The following is a 24,153-nucleotide window of genomic DNA, read 5'->3' as shown; positions in this document are numbered from 1 at the left end:
TTTAACCTTCGATACGCGGCTGGGGACGATTGTTATTGTTGTTGCCCTGGATGGCTTGCAGCACTTCCATACGCTCGCCGAACATCCCGACCGAGCCATCCTTGAGCAGAAGGATCTTGTCTACGCACTGCAGCAGGGCAGGGCGTTGCGTAATGGTGACGGTGGTAATGCCCTGCTTCTTGGCATGGATCAGCGCGCGCGCAAGAGCTGCCTCACCCTGCGTGTCGAGGTTCGAGTTCGGCTCGTCGAGCACCACGAATTTCGGGCTGCCGAAGAAGGCGCGGGCTAGCGCGATACGCTGTTTCTGGCCGCCGGAGAGCGGCGCGCCATCGGCGGCAACCACCGTTTCATAGCCCTGCGGGAAGCTGGCGATCAGCTCATGAACGTCGGCAAGCACGGCTGCTTCGTAGATCTGATGGTCCTCGACGTCATCGCGCATGCGGCAGATGTTGGCCTTGATCGTTCCCGGAAACAGCTGCACGTCCTGCGGCAGATAGCCGATGCTTTCGCCGAACTGCCGCTGATCCCAATTGCGCAGGTCCATGAGGTCGAGGCGTACGTTGCCGGAGGTCGGCAGGATCGAACCAACCAGCATCTTGCCGAGCGTCGTCTTGCCGGAACCCGAATTGCCGATGACGGCAAGGGATTCGCCCTTCTTCAGCGAGAATGAGATGCCGTTAAGGATGACCTTCTTCTGCGGCGGCGGAACGAAGAGGATGCGCTCGACATCGAGGCGGCCTTCCGGATTGGGCAGGCGCAGGCGCGGGAAGTTCAGCGGCGAATTGATCAGCAGCTGCTTGATGCGGCCATAGGCGGCGGCAGAACGGTTGAACTGATGCCAGCCTTCGATCGCGCCTTCGATCGGCGCCAGCGCGCGTCCGGAGACGATCGAAGCCGCGATCACCATGCCGCCCGTCAGCTCGCCCGATAGCGACAAATGCGCGCCCCAGCCAAGCAGTGCCACCTGCGTGATCATCCGGCAGGCCTTGGAGATGCCCGAGAAGATGATGTTGCGGTCCTGGGCGGCGACATGGCTTTTCAGCGATCCCGCCGTTTCCCGGCCCCACATCTTCACGGCTTCCGGGATCATCGCCAGTGCGTTGATGATCTGCGAATTGCGGGCCATCGAATCGAGATGGAAATTTGCGCGGCTGAGATAGCCATTGGCTTCGGCGAACGGGCGGGCCGTGAAGCGCTGGTTCAGATAGGCGATGAAGAACAGCACCGCGCAGCAGACCATGATGATGATGCCGAGATGCGGGTGGACGAGATAGACCACGACGATGAACAGCGGCATCAGCGGTGCGTCGAGGAAGGCGATCAGCGTGCCCGACGTGATGAAGCCGCGCAGCTGCTGCAGATCCTGCAGGATCTGGTAGTCCTTGCCCGTTCCGTGCAGCGAGGCGCGTGCTGCAGCGCTGAGGATCGGCGCGCCGAGCTGAACTTCGAGCTCGACAGCCGTGCGCATCAGGATGAAACGGCGGATCGAATCGAGAAATGCCTGGATCAGCACAGCGCCGAGCACGGCAATCGTCAACATGACGAGCGTGTCGATCGACCGGCTGGTCAGCACGCGGTCGGAGATCTGGAACAGATAGAGCGGGATCGCCAGGAGCAGCACGTTGATCGCAATGGTGAAGGCCATGACGATCACCATGTTGCGGCGGATCGCGGCGATGCCCTTGGCAAGGCTGGCTGCGAAATTCACCGGTTCGCTGCGCTTGTGGAAGTTGGCGCCGTTTCCGCCGCCTCCACCGCCGCCGCCACCTGAATCGGTATCCTTGCCATTGCCGCCACCACCAGTCTTCAGCCGGCGTTCGTTGTCCTGCAGCGGACCGGTATTGCCTTCGATGGTCTTGCCGAAGGGAATGGCGGCAGGGCTCTGCTTCAGTTCAGGCGCGGCCTCGGGTATAGCAATTGGAATTTCCGGGCTTTCAGGCGTCCGGCGCGCGACAGTCTCTTCCTCAACCGGTGCCGCTTTCTCCATCACGGGCGCAACGGGTTCTGCAGCAGCGGCGATTGGTTCTGCGGTCGCGATGATTTCAGACTCAGGAGGGGGCGCTTCGGCGACAAGCTCGATCACGGGCTCCGCGGTCTTGGCCTCAACCTCGGACGTTGCTTCGACGACGGTGTCCGCTTCTGCATCGATGGCCACGGAGGGTTCGGCCTCAGCGGCCGCTGCCGGAACCTCGGCAATATCTTCGGACGCAGCGGCACGGAACACCGCATCGGCGCGCGCTGCGGATTCTGCCTGTGCCGCAGCCCTTGCGGCAGCACGCTTTGCCGTCAGCTGGCGAAGGTTCGCCACGGCATCGTCGATCGCCGACATGCACTCGTCGGTCATGTCCTCATCGAAGGCACTGCCGCGGCGGCCAAGTCCCAAAGTCCGGCTTCCGGTGAAGGTGTTCTTTGGAATGTGATTCATGGGAGCGTTTCCCTCTACTCAAAACTATGCAGTGACGCCTTGCATCACGTCCGGGTGGGTCAGCGTCCATGAAAGATCGTGGCCGCCGTTGATTGTGGCGTCCTCGGAGCCTGCGTGATGCGTTGCGTCATCGCCGAGAAATGCGATGACCTCATTTGCAAGTGGCGCGGATTGCGGCTGGGAGGTGTCGTGTTCGACGAGGCCGCTCTGGATCAGGATGGCATCCGAATAGAGCTGTCCGCCGAGATAGGTCGTGTGGCCGAACGTGTCGTAATCCAGGATCTGCGCGATATTGACGACAGCGTTGCTGCCGGTATCGACATGGATCGTGGCATTCTGGTTGTTCTGGGCGATCGCTGAGATCGCGTGGGTGACGTCGTCTGAATCGCCGAGCAGGCTGACCTGCTTGATGACGTTGACATCGTAGAGATTGCCGGTGATGTAGAGGACGTTGAGCCCGGCCTGGCCTGCGAAATTGGCGTCATGCGCCAGCCCCGACGGCATCGATGCGTCACGCTCTTCGATCGCTTTCTGCGTCTGCACCATATAGTCTGGCATCGCTTGGAAACGGTCGTTGGCGCCGACATTGTGGATTTCGGCCAGGTTCCAGATCAGGTTGTTGCCCGACTGGATGGTCGCACCCGGAGCGCCGGGTTCGCCGCGTGCCCAATCGTTGTCATAGAGGACTGCGATCTGCGAAATGACGTTCATGTCGAGGACGTTGCCGCCAACGATCACCAGATCATATTGCATGCCGATGCCGAACATCGACGCGAAATTCACGGATGCGTTGCCGCCCGTCAGCACGGTTGCTTCCGTGCCGGTGGCGGTAATCGTCATCGTGTCGTTGTCGTTGATGAAGTGATACTGCTCGATCCAGTTGACGAAGGACACGTCGCCATCGACGACGCTGACGCGCCAGGCGGTCGGGAAGATCGGGTCGTGACCTGTATCGCCTGAAGTCGCGTGTTGAGAGCCGCCATCGTCATAGACGCTGCGCTGGAAGCTCGCGATGTTCTTGGCAACAGTCGCAGCGCTTCCCGAGGTGTCGAACATGCTGTCGATATGGTCATGGTCGCTGTAGACGTAACTCTGCGAGATCGCGTCGATCTGATGGTAGTTGCCCATTACTGCGGTCACCGAGGATATGACGGCGGTATCGGTGATGGCGACGATATTGGCGAGCACATTGGCGCCGGCGGCCACGTCGAGGCTGTTGAGTGGTCCGCTATGCTGCTCGATCGGCAGGTCGGTCTTGCCGGTCTCGGGATCTTCCGGCGGTTTCGCGATGCCTCTGTCCGGCATGTAGTCGTCGAGAACGGGCGCTGCATCGGCGAGCTTGCCGTTGATGTAGACTGCACCTGTCAGCTCGGTGCCGCCGATGTCGCGGCCTGCATCGACATAGCTATAAGTCTGCCCGCTCGTATCGGTGTCGTCGCTGCCATAAGTCTGCAGCTCGCCGTCAGGGCCGGGTGTTCCCGAGTCGAGGACCGAGTTGACATAGGTATGAATGTTGTCGGCAATCGTCTTCAGCGCATCGGCGCTGTCAGTGCGGTCGAGACTGATGAACGGTGACGCAGCTTCGGCCTTTTCCTGGAGATAGAGCAGTTGCGCAGTGACGAAGCTCGTATCCCGGAATTCGGCATCGCGGTCCGTCATGTTCAGATAGTCGTCGTCGTAGAGGATGTTCACCTGCGCGACATGCGCGACCATCGACCCAGGTCCTTGAAAGACCTGCAGCTCCGGATCTTCACCGGGCATGCTGAAGCTCGGGATATAATGGAGGCCGCTGAAGTCGCGATGCGCGAGATCGGAAAGCTTCGCCAGACTCTCTTCGAAGGCGTGCCCATAAAAGCGCGGATGGGCGAAATTGATGTCGTAGGCCAACGAGCGGTACGGTGCGCTCGGGTCAAAGTCCTTGAGTTGCAGATCCGATGAAAACGCCGCCGCCCGGATTTCGTCCTCGGGCTGGATGGCGACGTCCTCATTCGGGCGCGCCCCTTCCGCATATACATTGCGTGCTCTCGCCTCTTCGACCGCCGTATCGAATAGACCGATGAAGTGCGCAATGATTTCGGAAATCTTCTCGCTATGCATGATGGCCCCTCCCGTTTGACACGGTGTCCGGCCTGATCTGCAGCATATCCGCCCTTGGATACTCTCGTGTGCTGCGTTTCAAGCCGCCAAACTGCACCGGCGCGAACGCCGGTGCAGCAGGTCTTGGACTTTGCTTGAGGTTACGCGGCACCGCCGTCGTGCGAGTCCTGGCCCGTGGTATGCGAGTCATGTCCGATCGCATCGAACGTGTTGCTGAGCATGTTCGCGCCCTGCACGAGCTCCATGTGGATGCCCGAATTCGCAAGGATCGCAGATGCGTCCGCAACGCTCGAACCGTTCACGTCGTCGCCTGCGCCGCCGGTCCAGCCGCCATGATGGCTGAGGTCCATGCCGTCAGCGCCATGTGCGTTACCGCCATCCACCGACAGTTTGTTGTCGGCGTTGGAAGCATCCATCTTCATGCCCCAGGAGGTGTCCTGGTCCGCCAGGTGGTTTGCCTGGACGGCACTGAAGGCGTTGCCGTTGTTGAAGGCACCGTTCAGGATGTTGTCGATGTCAAGCGTGAAGGAGAAGTTGTCGCCGAGGTTGAAGTTGACGTCGTTGCCGGCCACTCCAAGATTATCGAAGTCCTTGACGTCGTGAATGGTCGCGAAGTCGGTATCGGTCTTGTTGAAGCTGTCGGCAGTGTTCGTCGTGTCGTTGTCGGTCTTGTTGAAGCTGTCAGCCGTGTTGAAGCTGTCCGATGTCGTGGTTGTCTTGACGTCGGTATCGGTGACAGTCTTGATGTCGGTGTCGGTCTTCGTGTTGATATCGTTGTCGCTGTACGACTTGCTGTCGTAGCTCCAGTCATAGTCGGACTTCACATTGGTATCAGCATCGTTGATGTTGGTGTTGGTCGTCGTATTCGTGGTCTTGCTGTCGTAGTCCCAATCGTAGCTGTTGTCGCGATTGTTGCCGTTCAGCAGGTCGAGCGTCGCATCGACGGTGATATCCGAGCTGTTGTCGCTGTGATCACTGTTGTCGCTGTTATCGCTATTATCACTGTTGTCGGTATTGGTCGTGTTGTCACGATTGTCGCCATTGGCGAGGCCGCCAATATAAGCGGTGGAATTATCCGAAGTGTCCGGATCATTGATTGCGGTATTGCCCAGGAAGCCGTCTGCAAGCGCACCGATGTTATTGGTCTCGGTGTCGCCGCCCGGCTGATAATTCTGGCTCATTTCGCTTCCTCCAAAGGAATTCGGAGCAGTGTGCGAAATCCCTCTCATCTCAAATGGGATTTTACTCGCGCTTACTCCGATACTGATTACTCATATGCAGATGTATGCATTACCTGGTCATCTGCGGTTCAATTCCGGTTTGTTGGCCAAACCTGATGTATTGGATTGCGCGTAACTCAGTACAAGGACGCACAGATCTAGCTCCGCAATCATGTGATTGAAGACTTCATGCTTTCAGTTGTTTGAGTTGCCCCAATGGAAAAGCAGAGATATCGCAGTCGCGAGGGGATATTCCGCGTTTCCGGTGCCGCAATTGAGCGACAATACGACTTTGACCGAGAAGAACCGAGCTTCCTAGATACCAATTCGGGCTAGCGCGTTGGAACTCACTGTGGCTCGCCCGGACTGATCAAGGCGTTTCAAGATGACCTCTGTTCGCTGGCAATGAAACCGCATGCAGCCACCCCCATTTGCGGGCAATTGGGCCGCTTCGTTTCGCTCCACCTCTAAGTCAAAAGTCTTGCATAAGTAACATTCCGGTTAATTGGCGCTGTCCAAAAGAGTGAAAAAGACGACGCACCTACTATTGGTTCGAAAATACCATAAAGGACCAAAAATAACCGACTATATACCCCATAAGTTATCTAGGATGGGGTGGATACAACCAGAACAATAGGAAATGTCATTGTATATTTACAAAAACTAACCCGTTTGGGCCATTTCCTTCAATGGAACTTCGTATTACCATAATTAAGAAATGGCTAACTAATGAAGACGGGAATTACGAGGGGTGCCCGTCCGGGCCGCCCGGAAGTATCACTCAAAGCATTTGTAACGTGTAACGCTATGGGGAGGCGTAAATGTTCATGACTGCGTCGAAGACTGGTGATGCCGATCAGAGCCGAAAGTTCGGTCCCGCCGGGGACACAATACTTGTCATTGCGAATGCCGACTTGTTCTCCGAATGCCTCGTCGAGGCGCTGGCGAAGAAGTTTCCGAGTTGCGAAGTCATCAGCAGGGGCTATTCCAAGGCCATGCTGCAGAATGATGCCAACGATGCCACGCTGGTTCTCTTCTACCACATTACCGGAACGGAGCTCAGCGATGCTCTGGCGACTGTCAGGGAAAATCATCCAGCGACATCGATCGGTCTCGTCGTCGAAGCGATCGACATGATGGAGCCCTATATCAACCGGCTCGTCGAGGCCCGCGTCATCGATGGCGTCCTGCCGCTCAATCTAAGGCTCGACGTGTTCATGGCAGCTGTCGATCTTCTGATGAAGGGTGGCGAGCATTTCCCGTCGGCACTGCTGAACCGCCTGACCAACCAGGCACCTGAGCGCTCGCTTTACGAGGCACGCTCCGTTGCGGTGGCCGGGGCAGGGGCGATGCGGCTGAGACAGGGCGATATGTCGTCCCTGACGACGCGCGAGGTGCAGATCCTTGATCTGATCTGTAAGGGCACGCAGAACAAGATCATTGCCGATGAACTCCATCTGTCGGAGAACACGGTCAAGGTTCACGTCCGCAACATCTACAAGAAGATGAATGTGCGCAATCGCACCGAAGCAGCCTCGCGGTTCTTCAGCAGCGAAGCGAACAATCCGACGGGAAGATGGCGGAACTGATTACCGGTCAATATGATCAATGAGCAGGCCGCGCGAAACAGCGCGGCTTCTCCAGCCGGTAGCGTTGCAGACGTCGATGCGCTGATGCGCGTGTCCGCAGCCAGGCGAAGCGCAAATCGCGAATAATTTTCAATCACAAAGAATCTGATGAATCCGCGTTCGTTTGAACGGGCGGCTGTTCAACGGTGAGCACCGGCGACTTGCCGGCTTGGGAACAGGCCTGAAAACGAAAACGGCGCCTAACGGCGCCGTTTTGGGTGTATCGCATTCGCCGCTGATTAGCGGAACGAACGGGATGCAATGTTACGGATCTCGTAGCGGCTGATGCCGATATCGGAGAGGGTCTGGTTGGACAGGTTGCCGAGTTCGTTGAGCGTACGGCGGTAGCTAATCCAGCTCTTTGCAATGCGGATCGGGTTCATTGTCTTCATCCTTAGAAGTGTCTCGCGGCCGGCGTCATCGCCGTCTCTGCGCTTGGACATTCATATAGTGGATCTCTGTCATATTGTGCAGTGCAAAGAAAAGGCATCTGCTATGCGTTTGTGCAATGATCTGCCCGCGAAATGCGCAGGTGTGATTTTTTGAGCGGCTAAATTGAGCCTTTTTATCTGCAACTCTTACGAAAGTGTAAATTTCAGACAAAAGAAAACGCCCGTTGCGTGAGCACCGGGCGTTTTGAGAAGGAGATCAGCTTGGGAGGACGCTGATCGCCTGAATTAGCGGGCGGCTGCCTCGCGAGCGACGCGATGGATCTCCGACCGGTCGATGCCGAGGTCGTGCAATTCGCGGTTGCTCATGCGGCCGAGTTCGCTAACGGTCTGACGGTACTTGCGCCAGTTGTTGAAAGAGCGAGTAATGTTCATTTTGATCCCCTTTCCGAGGGTTCGCATCTGCCAGCTGCAGCCTATCCGCGCTGGCTTTCATTTGATGGGCTGAATATATGCTGCGCCGCAAAGAACGAATAGAGACAAGATTTCAAGTCACCTATGCGCTTTGCGCAGGTCTGGCGCCGTGAATTACATGATTTTGCCGCTTTCTGGTCAATGAATAGGCAGAATGATATTCCCCAGCGTGCCTATTGCCGGTGGTCCGGCGCCAGCTGCGGCTGAGAGTGTTTTTCGAGGCGCGCAAAGGGAGGCCGGATGCCCGGAGTAGGCGCCGCCGCGGCAGCGCTCAACATTTCCGGCTTACGGCAGGATATGTATCTATAGCTTCTCGCGCGCCGCCGGCTCCATCCGCAGACATCAAGCGGCATATATGCATTCCGGCTGATTTAATCGTTTAACCACCCGTTAAACAAAACGCCCACCGGGGGAGGATCCGGTGGGCGTCATGTAGGTGACTGACAACTGGGAGGAGGAGTGTTGTCAGTCTATCGGAGTGCGCTGGGAGGAGGAGTGCGCATCTCCGAATTCTTTATACGGACATCATATCCGCAGGCTTCCGGTTAACCGGGCCGGGCTGCCACGCCCGCGCTTCTTGAAGATCTAAATAGTATGACTAATCATTATTTTGCAGTGCAATATTTTCATAGTGGCTATGCGCATCGTGCATGCCTTTCTACAATGACCATATATTAGAACATTGGCGTTAATTGTCGGTTAAGAAGTGCACCAAGTTCATGCAGGGCGTTTCTTGCATTTCGAGCGCGGGATTGCCTAACCGGATCACCGGCGATAACGCTAAGGGATGCCATCACGGGGGCGGAGGCTGATATGTATCGAGGCAGGTTGGAGCGTGATCTTTCGGTGTGGGTCGGCAAGGGATTAATCCCCGAGGCGACTGCCGAACTGCTGCTCGGGGAATATGACAGCCGTCCGGCGAGCTTCAGTCTCGGCCGGGTGCTGATGGTACTGGCCGCTGTCCTGCTGGGTGCGGCCCTGCTGCTGCTCGTCGCGTCCAACTGGGAGGCCATTCCACGGCTGGTGCGCGCCGGCGCGATCCTGGCGGTGATCTGGATGGCCTATCTCGGCGCTGCCGCCCTGTTTGCCCGCGGCGCGATTGCCGCAGCCAATGCGCTGCTTGTCGTCGGCGTCCTCAGCTTCGGCGGGGCCATATCGCTGATCGGGCAGATGTATCATCTGTCCGGCGACGAGCAGACGGTCATGTATCTCTGGTTCGCCATCGCTGCCATTTCGGCCGCGCTCTTCCGCTCGGGTCCGGCAACGGCAATCGCGGGCTTTCTCTCCTGGGCGTCCTTTGGTGTCTATCTCAGCAATTACGACACCCGCTGGGTCGGTGCCGGCGCCTGGGCGCCGCTGGCAATGAGCGTCGTCCTCATTGCGCTGGTTCGCTACACCGACGCCGGCCGGTCACGCCACCTTGCCTACTTCCTGGTGGTCGGCTGGCTGGCATGGCTTTATACCTTGCACGACGATTTCTGGCTGGCCGCAGCGTATGTGGTCTGCGGTCTCGCGGTGTTCCTGGCCGTCAGCCTGCCGCCGTTACGCAATTCCGCCTTCATCAAGGCCGCGGGGGCTGCGCCGGCCTTCTACGCATTCCTGATCGCCACCGTCGGTTTGCTGCTGCTCAATATAGAACTTCAGAAAGGCGGCGCGCTTGTCGTTCTCAGCCTGGTCACGCTGGCCATCGCCGTATTGGCAATCGCGCTGCAGGGCCGGGATAACGGTGCCGTTCGCTATCTGGCCTATCTGATGTTCGCAGCCGACGTTCTCTATCTGGCATCGGAGACGGTCGGCTCGATCCTTGGCACATCCAGTCTCTTCCTTCTCTCCGGCGTCTTCGTTGCTCTGGTCGCCTGGCTGGTGATCCGGCTGGAACGGCGCTTCGGTGGAAAAAAGGCGGAGGTGGCCCAATGAGCGCGATCGTCTCGAGCCGCAATCCGGCAAGGCGTTATATGGTGGCGGCGCTTGTCGCTGCCGGTCTGCAGACCGCGGTACTCGGCTATATCATAGAGAGCCGTGCTGCTATTCTGCGCGGCGGCGCGGAGGTCGTCCTCAAGACTGCGCCCGTCGATCCGCGCGACTTCCTGCGCGGCGATTACGTCGTCCTGAACTATGACATCTCCTCCGTGCCGGTCAGCAGCGTCAAGGGCGGGCTTCCATCTGCCGCCGGCGAACAGGTGCTGTGGGTGCGGTTGAAGCCGCAGGCCGATGGCTTCTGGAACGTCGCCGAATCGTCATTCTCTGCGCTGCCGGAAGAGAGCGGCAGCGCGGTGATCAGAAGCCAGCCTTTCTATAGTTATGGCCCGGCCGGCGGCGACAGCATGCGCGTCGAGTATGGCATCGAGCGCTATTATGTTCCTGAGGGCGAGGGCAAGCCACTTGAGGAGGCCCGGCAGGATGGTCAGGTCTCGGTTGCGGCCCGTGTTTCGGCCGATGGAACGGCGCAGATCAGGAGCCTGCTCGTCGATGGGAAGGCAGCCTATGAGGAGCCGCTTTACTGATTGGAGGAGAGGCCTGTGGATTGCCGCTCGCCGGGCGGTTGATCGCTGTCATCCGGCCTTCATTTTTCCTTTGCCTCTACCAAATCGGGTGATATAGAGACGCCGCGCTCCGGAAGGCCTCATGCGCAGGCATATGCATGCGGTTTTGCGAACGCGGGTATGGTGAAATTGGTAGACACGCCAGATTTAGGTTCTGGTGCCGCAAGGCGTGGGAGTTCAAGTCTCTCTACCCGCACCAAAGCTGGCTTGCAGGCGGGATATCCCGATTACCCGGCAGGATGGCGCCGTCCCCCTTAACGGCGGGATGTATTGGAATTTGAAGAACAAAGCCACGCGCGGCCAAATTGTCCGGCGTCGTGCTCATCGAAACGAAGGCGTCTGGGCACGGCCGCCAACGAAATGAAGGTAGGAAGACATGCAGGTTATCGAAACGCTCGCTGAAGGGCTGAAGCGCGAAATCAAGGTCGTTATCCCGGCCAAGGACATGGAAAGCAAGCTGAACGAGCGTCTTGCCGACGTGAAGGACAAGGTCCGTATCAACGGCTTCCGTCCGGGCAAGGTACCGCCGGCTCATCTCAAGAAGGTCTACGGCAAGTCGATCATGGCCGACCTCGTCAACGAGATCGTCCGCGAACAGCCGACCCAGATCCTTTCCAGCCGTGGCGAGAAGTCCGCTACCCAGCCGGAAATCGCCATGACCGAAGACAAGGACGAAGCCGAGAAGATCCTCGCCGCTGAGAAGGACTTCGAATTCACGCTGTCCTACGAAGTCCTGCCGCCGATCGAACTGAAGTCCACCAAGGGCATCAAGATCACCCGCGAAGTCGTCGATATCTCCGACGACGAAGTCAACGAACAGGTCCTGAAGGTTGCCGAGAGCGCCCGCTCTTACGAAACCAAGAAGGGCAAGGCTGCTGACGGCGACCGCATCACCATGGACTACGTCGGCAAGGTCGACGGCGTTGCCTTCGACGGCGGCACCGATCAGGGCGCCGAACTGGTTCTCGGCTCCGGCCGTTTCATCCCGGGCTTCGAAGAACAGCTCGTCGGCACCAAGGCTGGCGACGAAAAGACCATCACCGTGACGTTCCCGGCCGATTACCCGGCCAAGAACCTCGCTGGCGCTGAAGCCACCTTCGACGTCACCGTCAAGGACGTTGCTGCTCCGGGCGAAACCGAAATCAACGACGAACTGGCCAAGAAGCTCGGCCTCGAATCGGCTGACCGCCTGCGCGAAATCGTTCGCGGCCAGATCGAATCGCAGTACGGCTCGCTGACCCGCCAGAAGGTCAAGCGTCAGATCCTCGACCAGCTCGACGAGATGTACAAGTTCGATACGCCGAAGTCGCTTGTTGACGCTGAGTACAACGGCATCTGGAGCCAGGTGAACAACGACCTCGCACAGTCGGGCCGCTCGTTCGAAGACGAAGGCACGACCGAAGACAAGGCGCAGGAAGAGTACAAGACGCTCGCTGAACGCCGCGTCCGCCTCGGCCTCGTTCTCTCCGAAATCGGCGAAAAGGCCGGCGTCGAAGTCTCCGAAGACGAAATGCAGCGTGCGATCTACGAACAGCTGCGCCAGTATCCGGGCCAGGAAAAGCAGATCCTCGAGTTCTTCCGCAGCCAGCCGGGTGCAGCCGCTTCGATCCGCGCTCCGATCTTCGAAGAGAAGGTCATCGACCATCTGCTGACCGAAATCGACGTCACCGACAAGAAGGTCACCAAGGAAGAGCTGCTCGCCGACGAAGAAGGCGAAGGCTCCGACAAGGACGCCAAGAAGACCGCCCCGAAGAAGAAGGCAGCTGCCAAGGCTGAAGCTTCCGAAGGTGAAGAAGCAGCTCCGAAGAAGAAGGCTGCTCCGAAGAAGAAGGCTTCCGAAGGCGACGCTGAATAATCGGCTGATCCCTTATGGATTTTCGAAGGCCTCGCCGCTTGCGGCGGGGCCTTTTTGTTTGTCATCGAGCGTCCTGACTCCGAGCTGTGAAGAAGTTTCATATTTGCTAATCAGTGCCTTGCAGTGTGAAGCTGATCCTTTACACTTCTGGATTGCGACGATGTGCAAAGGGGAAAATCTTGGCCTTCCAGAACAGCGCCATTGAGTCCGAACAGGCCGATTGGCAGGCGGCAGAGTCCGGCTTTTTCACCTGGGATATCGTGGCGAACCTGCTCTATGCCGATGGTGCGGTCGCTGAGCTTTTCGGCCTTGATTACGTCAAGACCGAGCACGGCCTGCCGCTGGATATCTATATCGAGCGCATTCATCCGGAAGACCGCGCGAATGTGGCTGCGGCCATCCACGAATCGATCGCGACAGGCGAACCGGAGCAGCAGAGCTACAGGACGCGCCAGGCTGACGGTCGCTACAGCTATGTGATGGTCTTTGGCCGCTGCTTCCGCGACAAGGCGGGCATTCCGTCGCTCTATGCCGGCATCATTTGTCCGGTGTCCGATGAGCCGATGCTGACCAAGCCATTGGTGAAATACTGCCTCACGGCCTACGATATCGCCGTTCGCGAAGGTAACCACGCTGTTGCCAAGCACCTGCAGGCGGCGCTTGGCGAACTCGACTGGATGAAACCAGATGGTTTGCTGGCGAATTGAGCCGGCTTAGCCGGGAAGCGCTCTAAAGCTCCGACTTGATATCGCCCATGCGGTTCCAGGCGTCGAGGCCTGCAATCTTGTAGGCTTCGGCAAGCGTCGGATAGTTGAAGGTGTTCTCGACGAAATATTCGACGGTACCCTTCAGGTTCAGCACGGCCTGGCCGATATGAACGAGCTCGGTGGCGCCTTCGCCGACGATATGGACGCCGAGCAGGCGCCGCGTCTTCAGCGAGAAGATCAGCTTCAAAAGGCCGGTATCGAGGCCCATGATATGGCCGCGCGAGGTCTCGCGGAAACGGGCGATGCCGCATTCATAGGGAATGCCGCGTTCCTTCATCTCTTCCTCAGTCAGGCCGCAGGTGGAGATTTCAGGGACGGCATAGATGCCGTAGGGGAAGTATTTCGGCGGCTCCTTGGCAACGGCGCCGACGGCGACGCGTGCCGCGATGCGGCCCTGTTCCATCGAGGTCGAGGCAAGGCTCGGAAAGCCGACGACGTCGCCGGCGGCATAGATGTTCGGTACCGAGGTCTGGAACGTTTCCGGATTGACCTTCAGGCGGCCGCGATTGTCGGCTTCGAGGCCAATGGCCGGCAGGTTGAGCGTATCGGTGGCACCCATGCGTCCGGCGGCAAACAGCACCATGTCGGTGACCAGGTGGCGGCCATTATCGAGTGTCAGCTGCACCTTGCCATTGTCGAGCTTCTCCACCTTGTCGGCCTTCTGGCCGAGCAGCAGTTTCATGTTGCGGTCACGCAGCTGATAGGTGAAGTCCTCGATGATTTCCTTGTCGATGAAGTCGAGCATTGTCGACTTCGGATCGATGACGGTCACGGCGGTGTCGAGCGCGCTGAAGATCGTCGCATATTCGATACCGATAACGCCGGCGCCGATGACGACCATCGAGCGCGGCAGTTCCTCGATATCGAGCAGCTCGTCGCTGTCGATGATCGCCTTGCCGTCGAAGGGCATGTAATCGGGCCGGAACGGCTTGGTGCCGACAGCAAGCAGCACGCTTGCCGCGGAGACCTGGATCGTTTCACCGTCATCCTTGACGACCTGCAGCGTCGCGGCGTCGATGAAGCTCGCCTTGCCGCGCATATGCTGCACGCGGTTGCGGGCGAACTGATGTTCCAGGACTTCGACTTCATGATCAAGGGTGATCAGCAGGCGGCGGCGAAGGTCCTCTGCGCTGATCTGGTCCTTGACGCGATAGGCCCGGCCGTAGAAGCCGCGTTCGCGCCAGCCGGAGAGATTGAGCGCCGTTTCGCGCAAGGTCTTGGACGGGATCGTACCGGTATGGACGGAGACGCCGCCCACCCGCTTGCCCTGTTCGATGACCAGAACCTTCTTGCCGAGCTTGGCTGCCTGAATGGCGCCACGGCGGCCTGCGGGGCCGCTGCCCACAACAACGAGATCGTACTGGAACATGGCTCAGCCCCGGCTGGAAGAGGAATCAAATATTGCGCCGCAAAAATGTCGCGCATTCACCGGTAGCTGGTCAATGTTACAGATGGTTTAAGGCGCTGGTATCAAGAATTACCGAAGCCAAGCAGGGGTTCCATCTTCTCGAAGGTAATATCCATCGGGAAAGCATGCGAAAACGAGTAGGGGATATGGCCGTAAAGCAGCGACAGCTGGCCCTCCGCGACCTTTTCACTCTTGCCGGCGATGGCAGCGAGATAGAGCGCCGAAGCGAGCCCCGTACGGTCTGCGCCTGCCTGGCAATGGATCAGGAGCGGCTTCGGCGCGTCGCGCATGATGGCGATGAGCTGCAGAGCCTGTTCAGGCGTCAATTCCCTCGAGGAATTCATCTTGAAATCGATATGCTTGATCCCAAGCGCGTTCGATTGGGCGATCTCGCTGTCGTACCAGCTCTTGCTGCCGTTCTCGCCCCTTAGATTGAGGATCGTCTTGATGCCGTAGCTGCCTTCCAGCCGGGCGATCGCCGAGGCGGAAGGCTGCGAGGAGCGATAGACTTCCCCGGGCACGACGGCGTGGAAATTGTTCGTCGCCAGCAGATGGACATAGTAGCCGCCAATCAGCAGCACGAGCAGGCCGGTGAGGCTGAGAATGCGTTTGGCGATCGGGGAAATGGTCAGGCGCGGAAATCTCGGTGTCATCGAATCTCAAGCTCGGGTCGCGCTGCGAAAAGAGCAGCATGCGCTCTTTGCAAGTCGAAGCTGACAGACACCTGAAGGAAACTGTGATGGTAGCTAGATTAGCCTGAGCCCCTTAAGGCTGGCATGGCCGTCCTTGCCAATGATGATGTGGTCGTGAACCGTTATGCCGAGCGGCTTTGCCGTATCGATGATCATCTTCGTCATATCGATATCGGCGCGCGAAGGCGTCGGGTCGCCGGAGGGATGGTTGTGGACCAGGATCAGCGCGGTTGCCGAAAGCTCCAGCGCGCGCTTCACCACTTCGCGCGGATAGACAGGCGTGTGATCGACCGTGCCGCGCCCCTGCACCTCGTCGGCGATCAGCGCGTTGCGTTTATCGAGGAAGAGAATGCGAAACTGCTCACGGGTTTCGTGCGCCATCGCCGCATGGCAATACTGGATCACCGACGACCAGGAACCGAGCACTTGCTTGTTGCGCAACTCGCTCTTCAGCGTGCGTTGCGCCACCGCGGCGATCAGCTTGAGATCCAGCGCCACCGTCTCGCCGATGCCCTTGACCTCCTGCAGCAGCCCGGCCGGCGCGCCGAAGACGGCGGCGAGCGTGCCGAAGCGGTCGAGCAGGGCTTTGGCGATCGGCTTGGTGTCGCGCCGCGGGATCAGGCGGAAAAGCAGAAGCTCCAGGATTTCGTAATCGGCCAGCGCCCCGTCGCCATTTTCGCGGAAGCGGTTTCGTAGCCGCTCGCGGTGGCCGTGATAATGCTGCTCTCCGCCAAGGGCAGGCGGTGCTGAAGCCGCTTTCGCCATCGAGGGTTTTGCGGGCTGCTCGGCAAAGAACAGGCGCTCGTCGATATCCGGTTCGCCGACAGGCAAATCGTCGAAAGGCAGTTCGTCATCGGAAGTCAGAACCGGGCCTTTCGCCATCTTCGTTTCACCCGTTGAGCGGCGCGAGCCCCGGACGGTCGAGACCACCGGGCGACAGTGTGAAGATCTCGCATCCGCTGGCGGTGACGCCGACGGTGTGTTCGTATTGCGCCGAAAGCGAGCGGTCGCGGGTGACTGCCGTCCAGCCGTCGGCCAGAACCTTCACATGAGGACGCCCGAGATTGATCATCGGCTCGATGGTGAAGATCATGCCTTCCCGCAATTCCGGCCCCTCGTTGGCGCGGCCGTAATGCAGGATATTCGGCGAATCGTGGAACAGGCCGCCGACGCCGTGTCCGCAGAAATCACGCACGACAGAGCAGCGCTCGGCTTCGGCATAGGTCTGGATCGCTTCGCCGATCGCGCCGGTGCGGGCACCCGGACGCACGGCGCCAATTCCGCGCATCAGTGATTCATGGGTGACCTCGAGAAGCCGTTCGGCCGCGCGCTTCAGCTGACCGACCGGATACATGCGGCTCGAATCGCCGTGCCAGCCGTCGACCACATAGGTGACGTCGATATTGACGATGTCGCCATCGCGCAGTGGCTTGGCATCGGGAATGCCGTGGCAGACGACGTGATTGATCGAGGTGCAGGTCGATTTCGTGTAGCCGCGATAATTCAGTGTCGCCGGATAGGCGCCATTGTCCATGCCGAATTCGAAGACGAAACGGTCGATCGCATCAGTCGCAAGCCCGGGCTTGACGATCGCCGCCAGCTCGTCGAGACAGCGGGCGGTCACCTGGCACGCCTTGCGCATACCCTCGAAAGCCTCGGGGCCATAGAGCCTGATTGCGCCGGTATTTTTCGGCGGCGCCGATGCGGCTTCGATATAATTCACCATTGCAGGGCCTTAGCGGAAATTGTCCTTGTCGTACATAATGCAGCTATGCCGGGTTCGTCCATGCCGATCAATGGGCCTGTCGCGATTTGTGCCAGCATAACGCAGATGAGGCGGCCAGTTGCCTGGGCCGCCTCATCGATCAAATGCAGATACTGGACTTAGGATTGCTTGGAGAAGAGCGATGCCAGCGTCGATTTGGGCGAGGAGCCCGTCGAGCCGCCGGTGTATTTCGGCACGACGACGAGCTGTTTGACTTCGCCGCGCTTGAAAGCGGCCAGGAAGCGCTTGTAGTCCCTGAACGATACGCAGCCGTTGGAATCGCCACGCTTGCCGAGCATGTAGGTGTGGGCAAGCAGCCCGACGCGGTCATGGATGGCGCCTGGGCCGCCGACGGGATGCAGGCGGATTGCCTCGACGCCGTGGAACAACGCTTCGCGCATCTGGAGATTATAGGTATGCGGCGGCGTCGGTCCGCGCATCTTCTGGCTAACATAGCGCGGGTTGTCGCGCATTGCGCCAAGGCCGGAATGGGCTTCGAGGCGCTCGCCGTTCGGCATGTACACAGTGCCGGCGGAAATATCGTAGATCGCAATGCCGTTGCGGGCGACTGGGGCAAGCGCCGGCCGGCCGATCTTCGGCATGTCGCCGTCATCGTCGTCCTGATCTACCTTGGCATAGGCGAGTGCGGCGACCGGTGCATCGGCAGCAGGCTTCGGCCGGTTAGGGCGTGCCATCGGCAGCGGCACGTCGCCGCTTTCCGACAGAACGAGGCCGAACGGTGCGTCGGAAACGACGCTCTCGGCAAGCGCGGTCTCGACGGCCGGTGCAGCGGCGGCTTCCGGCTTCTGTTGTGGCAGAGCTTCTGCAGCTGCCATGGTCGGCGCCGGTTGCGGCGCCTTGACCGTGGCGACCTGGACTGGCGCAGGGAGGGAGGCCGGAACCGTGACGGCAGAGAATGCCGCAGCGCTTGCAATCGTTTCCGCCTGCTGCTTCAGGGCAGAGGCAATTTCACTGCCGTTGTTGCGCATGGCAAGCGCCGAGAGCCCGCGGCGCTGCATCAGCGCCACCATGTCCTTGGAGGATTTCGACTGCACCTCTGCCGTCATGCGATCGGACACGGTGATCTGGCCGGGCAGCCGGGAAAATTTGCCGATGTGGACGAGCGTATGGGCAGCCGATGCGTTGTGATGCACAGGCGCCATCGGCGCGATGGCGATATCCGCAAACAGCCGCTTGTCTTCGCGTTCCGGCATAGCCGACGAGTGCATCGTTGCGACCGATGCGAGCGCCCATGTCGATACAGCGGCCCCAAGGCCGATGGCAGCGATGACCGGCACGAGCCGGAGGAGCTTTGCCGAGCCAAAAATCGCCCAGCCGAAAGGGTTGACGCTTTCACACGTCTCGACAGCAAACGCCATATTACTCGGTTTCCAAACGCGTCACTCTACCGGCGGCTTACGCAGGACGCTTTCGCCGGAGCCGATAATGAAGCAAGAGGGCCTAATTGAGGCATCCCGCACATAATCAACTGTCTGGAACTATGCGGGATTATGGTTTCCAATTTCTTTATAAGCATGAAGGACCGCCCAAAAAAGATTCTGGTTCGGTTCTTCTGGCGGCGAAATCGGGCTAAAAATCGGCCGATCGGAGGCAGGTATAGCCTATGCCCGTTCCATCACGTAGCTGCCCGGTGCTTCCTCGATCGCATTCAGCGAGGCGCCGCCGGGCTTGCGGGCGGGCACGCGCTTGCCGTCCTTGGCTTCGATCCACGCCTGCCAGTGCGGCCACCAGGAACCTGGATTTTCCTCGGCCTTGTTGAGCCAGCTGTCGTAATCGCCTTTGGCAGGGCCGCCGGTCCAGTACTGATACTTCTTCTTGTCCGGCGGATTGACGACGCCGGCGATATGTCCCGATCCGGTGACAACGAAATCCACCTTGCCGCCAAAGAACTGGCTGCCGAGGAATACCGACTTTGCCGGAGCGATATGATCCTCGCGGGTCGCCAGATTGTAGATCGGAATCTTCACGTCCTTCAGCGACACGGTCTTGCCGTCGAGGATCATCTCATCCGCGGTCAGCGCGTTCTTGAGATAGCAGTTGCGCAGATAGAAGGCGTGGTTGGCAGCCGCCATGCGCGTCGAATCGGCATTCCAGAACAACAGGTCGAAGGGCATCGGCATTTCGCCCTTCAGGTAGTTGTTGACGAAATAGGGCCAGATCAGTTCCGAAGCGCGCAGCATGTTGAAGGCCGTCGCCATCTTCGAGCCGTCGAGATAGCCGACAGATTGCATATGCGCTTCGAGCGCCTCCAGCTGCTCCTCGTCGACGAAGACCTTCAGGTCGCCGGCATGGGTGAAATCCACCTGCGTGGTGAACAGCGTTGCCGAGCGGATGCGCTTGTTCTTTTCTTTGGCATGCAGCGCCAGCGTTGCGGCCAGCAGCGTCCCGCCGACGCAATAGCCGACGGCATTGACCTCCTTTTCGCCAGTCGCCTTCTCGATCGTCTCCAGCGCGAAATCGACGCCCTCGCGGGCATAGGCCGTCCAGTCCTTGTCGGCATGGCGCGAATCGGGATTGACCCAGGAGATCACGAACACCGTCTGCCCCTGATCGACGCACCACTTGATGAACGACTTCTGCGGATTGAGGTCGAGGATATAGAACTTGTTGATCCAAGGCGGGCAGATCAGGAGAGGGCGCTTCAGCACCGTCTCGGTCGACGCCTCGTACTGGATGATCTGGCAGATATCGTTCTGGGCAATCACCTTGCCCGGCGTCAGCGCCATATCCCGGCCGACGGCGAATTTCGTCATGTCGGTCTGGCGAAGCTTCAGATCGCCGTGCCCGGCAACGATATCTTCTGCCAGCATCTTCATGCCGCGCACCAGGTTTTCGCCGCTGCTGGCGATGGTTTCCCGGTAGAGCTGCGGGTTGGTGGCGACGAAATTGGTGGGCGAGAGCGCCGCGGTGATCTGCTTGATGTAGAAGCCGGCCTTGTGCTTTGTGTGCTCGTCCAGACCCTCGGTCTGCGTCACCATCTTCTCGGCCCAGTCGGCGGTGATGAAATAGACCTGCCGCAGGAAGTCGAAGAACGGGTTCTTCTCCCAGTCCTGATCGGAAAACCGCTTGTCCTTGCGCTCGGGCTCGGGTTCCGCCGCTTCGCCCTGCATCCGCTGCATCGAGCGCATCCAGACGCCGAAATAGCTGCTCATCAGCTGTGTCTGCGCCTCGAAGGTGCGGCGCGGATCGGACATCCAGTATTCGGTGATCTTCGACAGCGTCTTGACCATGTCGGTCATCGGCTCGGCGGCCTTGTCGCTGACGTCGCCCCGTTCGCGGGGCGCCAGCCATGCGGATGCGGCCTTGCCGAGATTTTCGAGGGCGCGGGCAAAATTCATCGCCATCGCCTCGGGATCCTTCATCAGATAGGGATCGAGGTCTGCCGTTTCGAAGCCTTGCGGCTTTCCCTTGTCGCCTGTCTTGCTGTCGGTCACACGTTTCCTCCGGGCGGCAGCAATCATCCTGAAATCGAATTGTACATCGTGCAAGATCGATAAAACAAGTTCAACACAACCACGCTCGTGCTATTGCTTTGTTGCTGCGACAAATTTAACAGTCGCAGAGGCTTGAGGATTTGGAAGATCTGGCATGACGAACAACGGCAGCTCTGGCATCGCAATCGCAACCCGCATGGTAATCATTGCCGCGGCCGCGGCGATGACGCTTGCCGGCTGCACGTCGACGCCGGATGAGAAGGCAGCCCTTGCCGCCAGGCGAGCGGCCCCCACGGCGGTCGTGATGACCGCCACCAAGGGTGAGGCTCCGGCCGAGAGCGGCCTTTCGCACTACAGGGACGGTTATCCGTCCTTCGGTGCGCCTCTGACGGCCGCCAACGTTCAGATGAACGATGACGAGGCAAAGGGCCTGCAGGCCAAGCTGACTGCGCTTGGCGCGCAGCGCAAGGCGGGCACGATTTCCGAGGCTGAGTATCAGCGCCGCGTTGCCGAATACCGCAAGCTTGCGGCCGATCACGGCACCGACACACTCTCGGAAATCACCAAGTAGGCCTTGCCTTTCAGGCAATTTGCACGCAAAGCCTTCCGCAGCTGGCGGGAGACGTAAATTTTCCCGATAATGCTTCGCAGCTGCGGCATCCGTCAAAGAATCGCCGCCTGCAGACAGTCTGATGAATACGGCGCATGCGATTCTGAAGTTCGTATCGCAAGCAGCCGGGAACAGGACGAACTTCGAGCGCGGCCGCGGTGGCCGCATTTCCATGGGGAATGAAATGGAAGAGTTTCACAAAGTCCGGCGTTTGCCGCCTTATGTTTTCGAACAGGTCAACCGTTTGAAAGCAAGCGCGCGAGCGGGCGGCGCCGATATCATCGATCTCGGTATGGGAAACCCTGACCTGCCGACCCCGAAAGCCATTGTCGACAAGCTCTGCGAAGTGGTCCAGGACCCGCGCACGCATCGCTATTCGTCCTCCAAGGGTATTCCGGGCCTCCGCCGCGCGCAGGCCGCCTATTACGCCCGCCGCTTCGGCGTGAAGCTCAACCCGGATACGCAGGTCGTCGCGACCCTCGGTTCCAAGGAAGGCTTCGCCAACATGGCGCAGGCGATCACCGCGCCTGGTGACGTCATCCTCTGCCCGAACCCGACCTATCCGATCCATGCCTTCGGCTTCCTGATGGCAGGCGGCGTGATCCGTTCGATCCCGGTCGAGCCGGATGAGAATTTCTTCGCGCCGCTCGAGCGCGCCGTGCGCCACTCGATCCCGAAGCCGCTGGCGCTGATCCTGAACTATCCGTCGAACCCGACGGCCTTCGTCGCCACGCTCGATTTCTACAAGGACGTCATCGCCTTCGCGAAGAAGCACGACATCATCGTGCTGTCGGACCTCGCCTATTCGGAAATCTACTTCGACGGCGAACCGCCGCCCTCCGTTCTGCAGGTTCCGGGCGCCATCGACGTCACCGTAGAATTCACCTCGATGTCGAAGACCTTCTCCATGCCCGGCTGGCGCATGGGCTTTGCCGTCGGCAACGAGCGCCTGATCGCCGCTCTGACGCGCGTGAAGTCTTATCTCGATTACGGCGCCTTCACGCCGATCCAGGTTGCGGCGACCCATGCCCTCAACGGCGACGGCTCCGACATCGCTGAGGTCCGCAACGTCTACAAGCGCCGCCGCGACGTCATGGTCGAAAGCTTCGGCAAGGCTGGATTCGAAGTGCCGCCGCCGGCAGCCACGATGTTCGCCTGGGCGAAGATCCCGGAGAAGTTCCGTCATCTCGGTTCGCTGGAATTCTCCAAGCTGCTGGTCGAAAAGGCCGACGTTGCCGTGGCGCCGGGCATCGGCTTCGGCGAAATGGGCGATGACTACGTTCGTCTCGCACTTGTCGAGAACGAGCACCGCATCCGCCAGGCTGCGCGCAGCATCAAGAAATTCCTGTCGACGGCCGACGAGACGATGCACAACGTCATCTCTCTGAACGCACACCGCTGATAGACACCTCCCAATCGGCAGCCGCGGTCCGCGGCTGCCACTCATGAACATTCAGGATCGCTTCATGGCAGACGCCCTCAAAATCGGCATTGCGGGTCTTGGTACCGTCGGTGCCTCGCTCGTCCGTATCATCCAGAAGAAGAGCAACGAGCTTGCTGCCACCTGCGGGCGTCCGATTCACATTACGGCCGTGACGGCACGCGACAAGACCAAGGATCGCGGCATCAATCTCGATGGCATCACCTGGTATGATACGCCGGAAGAGCTGGCCGCCAAGGCCGATATCGAGGTTTTCGTCGAGCTGGTCGGCGGTGCCGAAGGCGCTGCCAAGGCATCCGTCAAGGCGGCCCTCGATCGTGGTCTCCATGTGGTGACGGCCAACAAGGCGCTGCTGGCCTATAACGGCGTCGAGTTCGCCAAGATCGCTGAAGAGAAGGGCTCGCTGCTCAACTTCGAAGCGGCTGTTGCCGGCGGTATCCCCGTCATCAAGGCGCTGCGCGAATCGCTGACCGGCAATTCGATCTCCCGCATCTACGGGATTATGAACGGCACCTGCAATTACATCCTCACGAAGATGGAGAAGGAAGGCCTGTCCTTTGCCGATTGCCTCGCCGAAGCCCAGCGTCTCGGCTATGCCGAAGCCGATCCGGCCTTCGACATCGAGGGCAACGACACGGCGCACAAGCTGTCGATCCTGACGACGCTCGCCTTCGGCAACCAGATTGCCGCTGACGACATCTATCTCGAAGGCATCACCAACATTTCGATCGAGGACATCCGCGCGGCCGCCGATCTCGGCTACCGCATCAAGCTCCTCGGTGTTGCCCAGCGCACCGAAACCGGCATCGAGCAGCGCGTTCATCCGACCATGGTGCCTGTCGATTCCGTCATCGCCCAGGTCGATGGCGTTACCAATGCCGTGGCGATCGAATCCGATATTCTCGGCGAACTGCTGATGGTCGGCCCGGGTGCTGGCGGCAATGCAACCGCCTCGTCGGTTCTCGGCGACATCGCCGATATCGCCAAGAGCCAGCCGGGCGCCCAGCGCGTTCCCGTTCTCGGTCATCCGGCCAAGTCGCTGGAGCCCTATCGCAAGGCGCAGATGCAGAGCCACGAAGGCGGCTACTTCATCCGCCTGACGGTTCTCGACCGCACCGGCGTTTTTGCCAGCGTCGCCACCCGCATGGCCGAAAACCACATCTCGCTGGAATCGATCGTGCAGCGCTCGCAACAGCACCTGTCGCCGTCGCATCACCAGACGATCATCCTCGTCACCCATGCGACGACCGAGGATTCGGTTCGCAAGGCGGTTGCCGCGATCAAGGGCGAGGGCTATCTCGTCGGCGAACCGCAGGTCATCCGCATCGAGCGCCCCAAGGAAGACTGAGGGTAACGGCAGCCCGGGCGTTGCCACCGGCCTTAA

General features: G+C 59.6%; 19 protein-coding genes and 1 tRNA gene. 9 read left to right on the top strand and 11 right to left on the bottom strand.

The window, feature by feature from the left end; all coding sequences use genetic code 11:
* Nucleotide 1: 1 nt before the first annotated feature.
* The 3 genes from AC1DV9_RS18860 to AC1DV9_RS18850 form a co-directional block, all read right to left on the bottom strand.
* A complete protein-coding gene (locus tag AC1DV9_RS18860) occupies nucleotides 2-2,425 on the bottom strand; it encodes a type I secretion system permease/ATPase (RefSeq protein WP_477949673.1) in 2,424 nt (807 codons plus the stop codon).
* A 24-nt stretch (nucleotides 2,426-2,449) separates the two neighbouring features.
* Nucleotides 2,450-4,522: a hypothetical protein gene (locus AC1DV9_RS18855; protein WP_477949672.1), complete on the bottom strand. Its 2,073-nt coding sequence runs from the start codon at nucleotides 4,520-4,522 to the stop codon at nucleotides 2,450-2,452.
* 140 nt (nucleotides 4,523-4,662) lie between these two features.
* Nucleotides 4,663-5,703 carry a fibrinogen-binding protein gene (locus AC1DV9_RS18850; RefSeq protein WP_477949671.1) on the bottom strand — a complete coding sequence of 347 codons (1,041 nt, stop codon included), beginning with the start codon at nucleotides 5,701-5,703 and terminating at the stop codon, nucleotides 4,663-4,665.
* 860 nt (nucleotides 5,704-6,563) lie between these two features.
* On the opposite strand from AC1DV9_RS18850, the gene AC1DV9_RS18845 reads away from it, so the two are divergent.
* Entirely contained in the window at nucleotides 6,564-7,331 is a 768-nt protein-coding gene (locus AC1DV9_RS18845) for a helix-turn-helix transcriptional regulator (RefSeq protein ID WP_112387990.1), read from the top strand.
* A 278-nt stretch (nucleotides 7,332-7,609) separates the two neighbouring features.
* Here AC1DV9_RS18845 and AC1DV9_RS18840 read toward each other — a convergent pair whose 3' ends face one another.
* Nucleotides 7,610-7,753: a DUF1127 domain-containing protein gene (locus AC1DV9_RS18840; protein WP_074061123.1), complete on the bottom strand. Its 144-nt coding sequence runs from the start codon at nucleotides 7,751-7,753 to the stop codon at nucleotides 7,610-7,612.
* A gap of 294 nt (nucleotides 7,754-8,047) precedes the next feature.
* The gene (locus AC1DV9_RS18835; RefSeq protein ID WP_112387991.1) at nucleotides 8,048-8,194 is read right to left on the bottom strand and encodes a DUF1127 domain-containing protein; all 147 of its coding nucleotides are present in this window, start codon (nucleotides 8,192-8,194) and stop codon (nucleotides 8,048-8,050) included.
* Nucleotides 8,195-9,046: 852 nt separating this feature from the next.
* Between AC1DV9_RS18835 and AC1DV9_RS18830 the strand changes: the two genes are divergently transcribed.
* From AC1DV9_RS18830 to AC1DV9_RS18810, 5 genes are all read left to right on the top strand, one after another.
* The gene (locus AC1DV9_RS18830; protein ID WP_477949670.1) at nucleotides 9,047-10,150 is read left to right on the top strand and encodes a DUF2157 domain-containing protein; all 1,104 of its coding nucleotides are present in this window, start codon (nucleotides 9,047-9,049) and stop codon (nucleotides 10,148-10,150) included.
* Nucleotides 10,147-10,737: a GDYXXLXY domain-containing protein gene (locus AC1DV9_RS18825; protein WP_477949669.1), complete on the top strand. Its 591-nt coding sequence runs from the start codon at nucleotides 10,147-10,149 to the stop codon at nucleotides 10,735-10,737. Before AC1DV9_RS18830 ends, AC1DV9_RS18825 begins: the two co-directional genes overlap by 4 nt.
* A 153-nt stretch (nucleotides 10,738-10,890) precedes the next feature.
* Nucleotides 10,891-10,975 (top strand) — tRNA-Leu (locus AC1DV9_RS18820).
* Nucleotides 10,976-11,152: 177 nt separating this feature from the next.
* The gene (gene tig, locus AC1DV9_RS18815) at nucleotides 11,153-12,631 is read left to right on the top strand and encodes a trigger factor (RefSeq protein ID WP_477949668.1); all 1,479 of its coding nucleotides are present in this window, start codon (nucleotides 11,153-11,155) and stop codon (nucleotides 12,629-12,631) included.
* Between the two features lie 179 nt (nucleotides 12,632-12,810).
* Nucleotides 12,811-13,338, top strand: a complete 528-nt coding sequence (locus AC1DV9_RS18810) for a PAS domain-containing protein (protein WP_310299018.1) — start codon at nucleotides 12,811-12,813, stop codon at nucleotides 13,336-13,338.
* Between the two features lie 22 nt (nucleotides 13,339-13,360).
* Here AC1DV9_RS18810 and sthA read toward each other — a convergent pair whose 3' ends face one another.
* The 6 genes from sthA to AC1DV9_RS18780 form a co-directional block, all read right to left on the bottom strand.
* Nucleotides 13,361-14,767: a Si-specific NAD(P)(+) transhydrogenase gene (sthA, locus tag AC1DV9_RS18805; protein ID WP_112387995.1), complete on the bottom strand. Its 1,407-nt coding sequence runs from the start codon at nucleotides 14,765-14,767 to the stop codon at nucleotides 13,361-13,363.
* Nucleotides 14,768-14,868: 101 nt separating this feature from the next.
* Complete coding sequence (locus tag AC1DV9_RS18800; RefSeq protein WP_477949667.1) at nucleotides 14,869-15,459, bottom strand: dual specificity protein phosphatase family protein; 591 nt, start codon at nucleotides 15,457-15,459, stop codon at nucleotides 14,869-14,871.
* A gap of 93 nt (nucleotides 15,460-15,552) precedes the next feature.
* Nucleotides 15,553-16,380, bottom strand: coding sequence for a RadC family protein (gene radC / locus AC1DV9_RS18795; RefSeq protein ID WP_112387997.1), 828 nt, complete (start codon nucleotides 16,378-16,380; stop codon nucleotides 15,553-15,555).
* A 7-nt stretch (nucleotides 16,381-16,387) separates the two neighbouring features.
* Nucleotides 16,388-17,224, bottom strand: a complete 837-nt coding sequence (gene map, locus AC1DV9_RS18790) for a type I methionyl aminopeptidase (protein ID WP_112518646.1) — start codon at nucleotides 17,222-17,224, stop codon at nucleotides 16,388-16,390.
* 158 nt (nucleotides 17,225-17,382) lie between these two features.
* Nucleotides 17,383-18,642, bottom strand: a complete 1,260-nt coding sequence (locus AC1DV9_RS18785) for a DUF2778 domain-containing protein (protein WP_112518645.1) — start codon at nucleotides 18,640-18,642, stop codon at nucleotides 17,383-17,385.
* Between the two features lie 243 nt (nucleotides 18,643-18,885).
* Nucleotides 18,886-20,745, bottom strand: coding sequence for a PHA/PHB synthase family protein (locus AC1DV9_RS18780; RefSeq protein ID WP_477949666.1), 1,860 nt, complete (start codon nucleotides 20,743-20,745; stop codon nucleotides 18,886-18,888).
* A gap of 127 nt (nucleotides 20,746-20,872) precedes the next feature.
* Here AC1DV9_RS18780 and AC1DV9_RS18775 point away from each other — a divergent pair, with 127 nt between their 5' ends.
* The 3 genes from AC1DV9_RS18775 (at nucleotide 20,873) to AC1DV9_RS18765 (ending at nucleotide 24,117) form a co-directional block, all read left to right on the top strand.
* Nucleotides 20,873-21,289: a hypothetical protein gene (locus AC1DV9_RS18775; RefSeq protein ID WP_477949665.1), complete on the top strand. Its 417-nt coding sequence runs from the start codon at nucleotides 20,873-20,875 to the stop codon at nucleotides 21,287-21,289.
* A gap of 223 nt (nucleotides 21,290-21,512) precedes the next feature.
* A complete protein-coding gene (locus AC1DV9_RS18770; RefSeq protein ID WP_112388164.1) occupies nucleotides 21,513-22,730 on the top strand; it encodes an LL-diaminopimelate aminotransferase in 1,218 nt (405 codons plus the stop codon).
* 64 nt (nucleotides 22,731-22,794) lie between these two features.
* Nucleotides 22,795-24,117, top strand: a complete 1,323-nt coding sequence (locus AC1DV9_RS18765) for a homoserine dehydrogenase (protein WP_112388165.1) — start codon at nucleotides 22,795-22,797, stop codon at nucleotides 24,115-24,117.
* The last annotated feature ends 36 nt before the right edge of the window (nucleotides 24,118-24,153 follow it).

Source organism: Rhizobium sp. 01L410 (assembly GCF_056400165.1).
The sequence above is the reverse complement of the archived record's forward strand: the minus strand, read 5'-3'. Positions and strand labels throughout refer to the sequence as shown.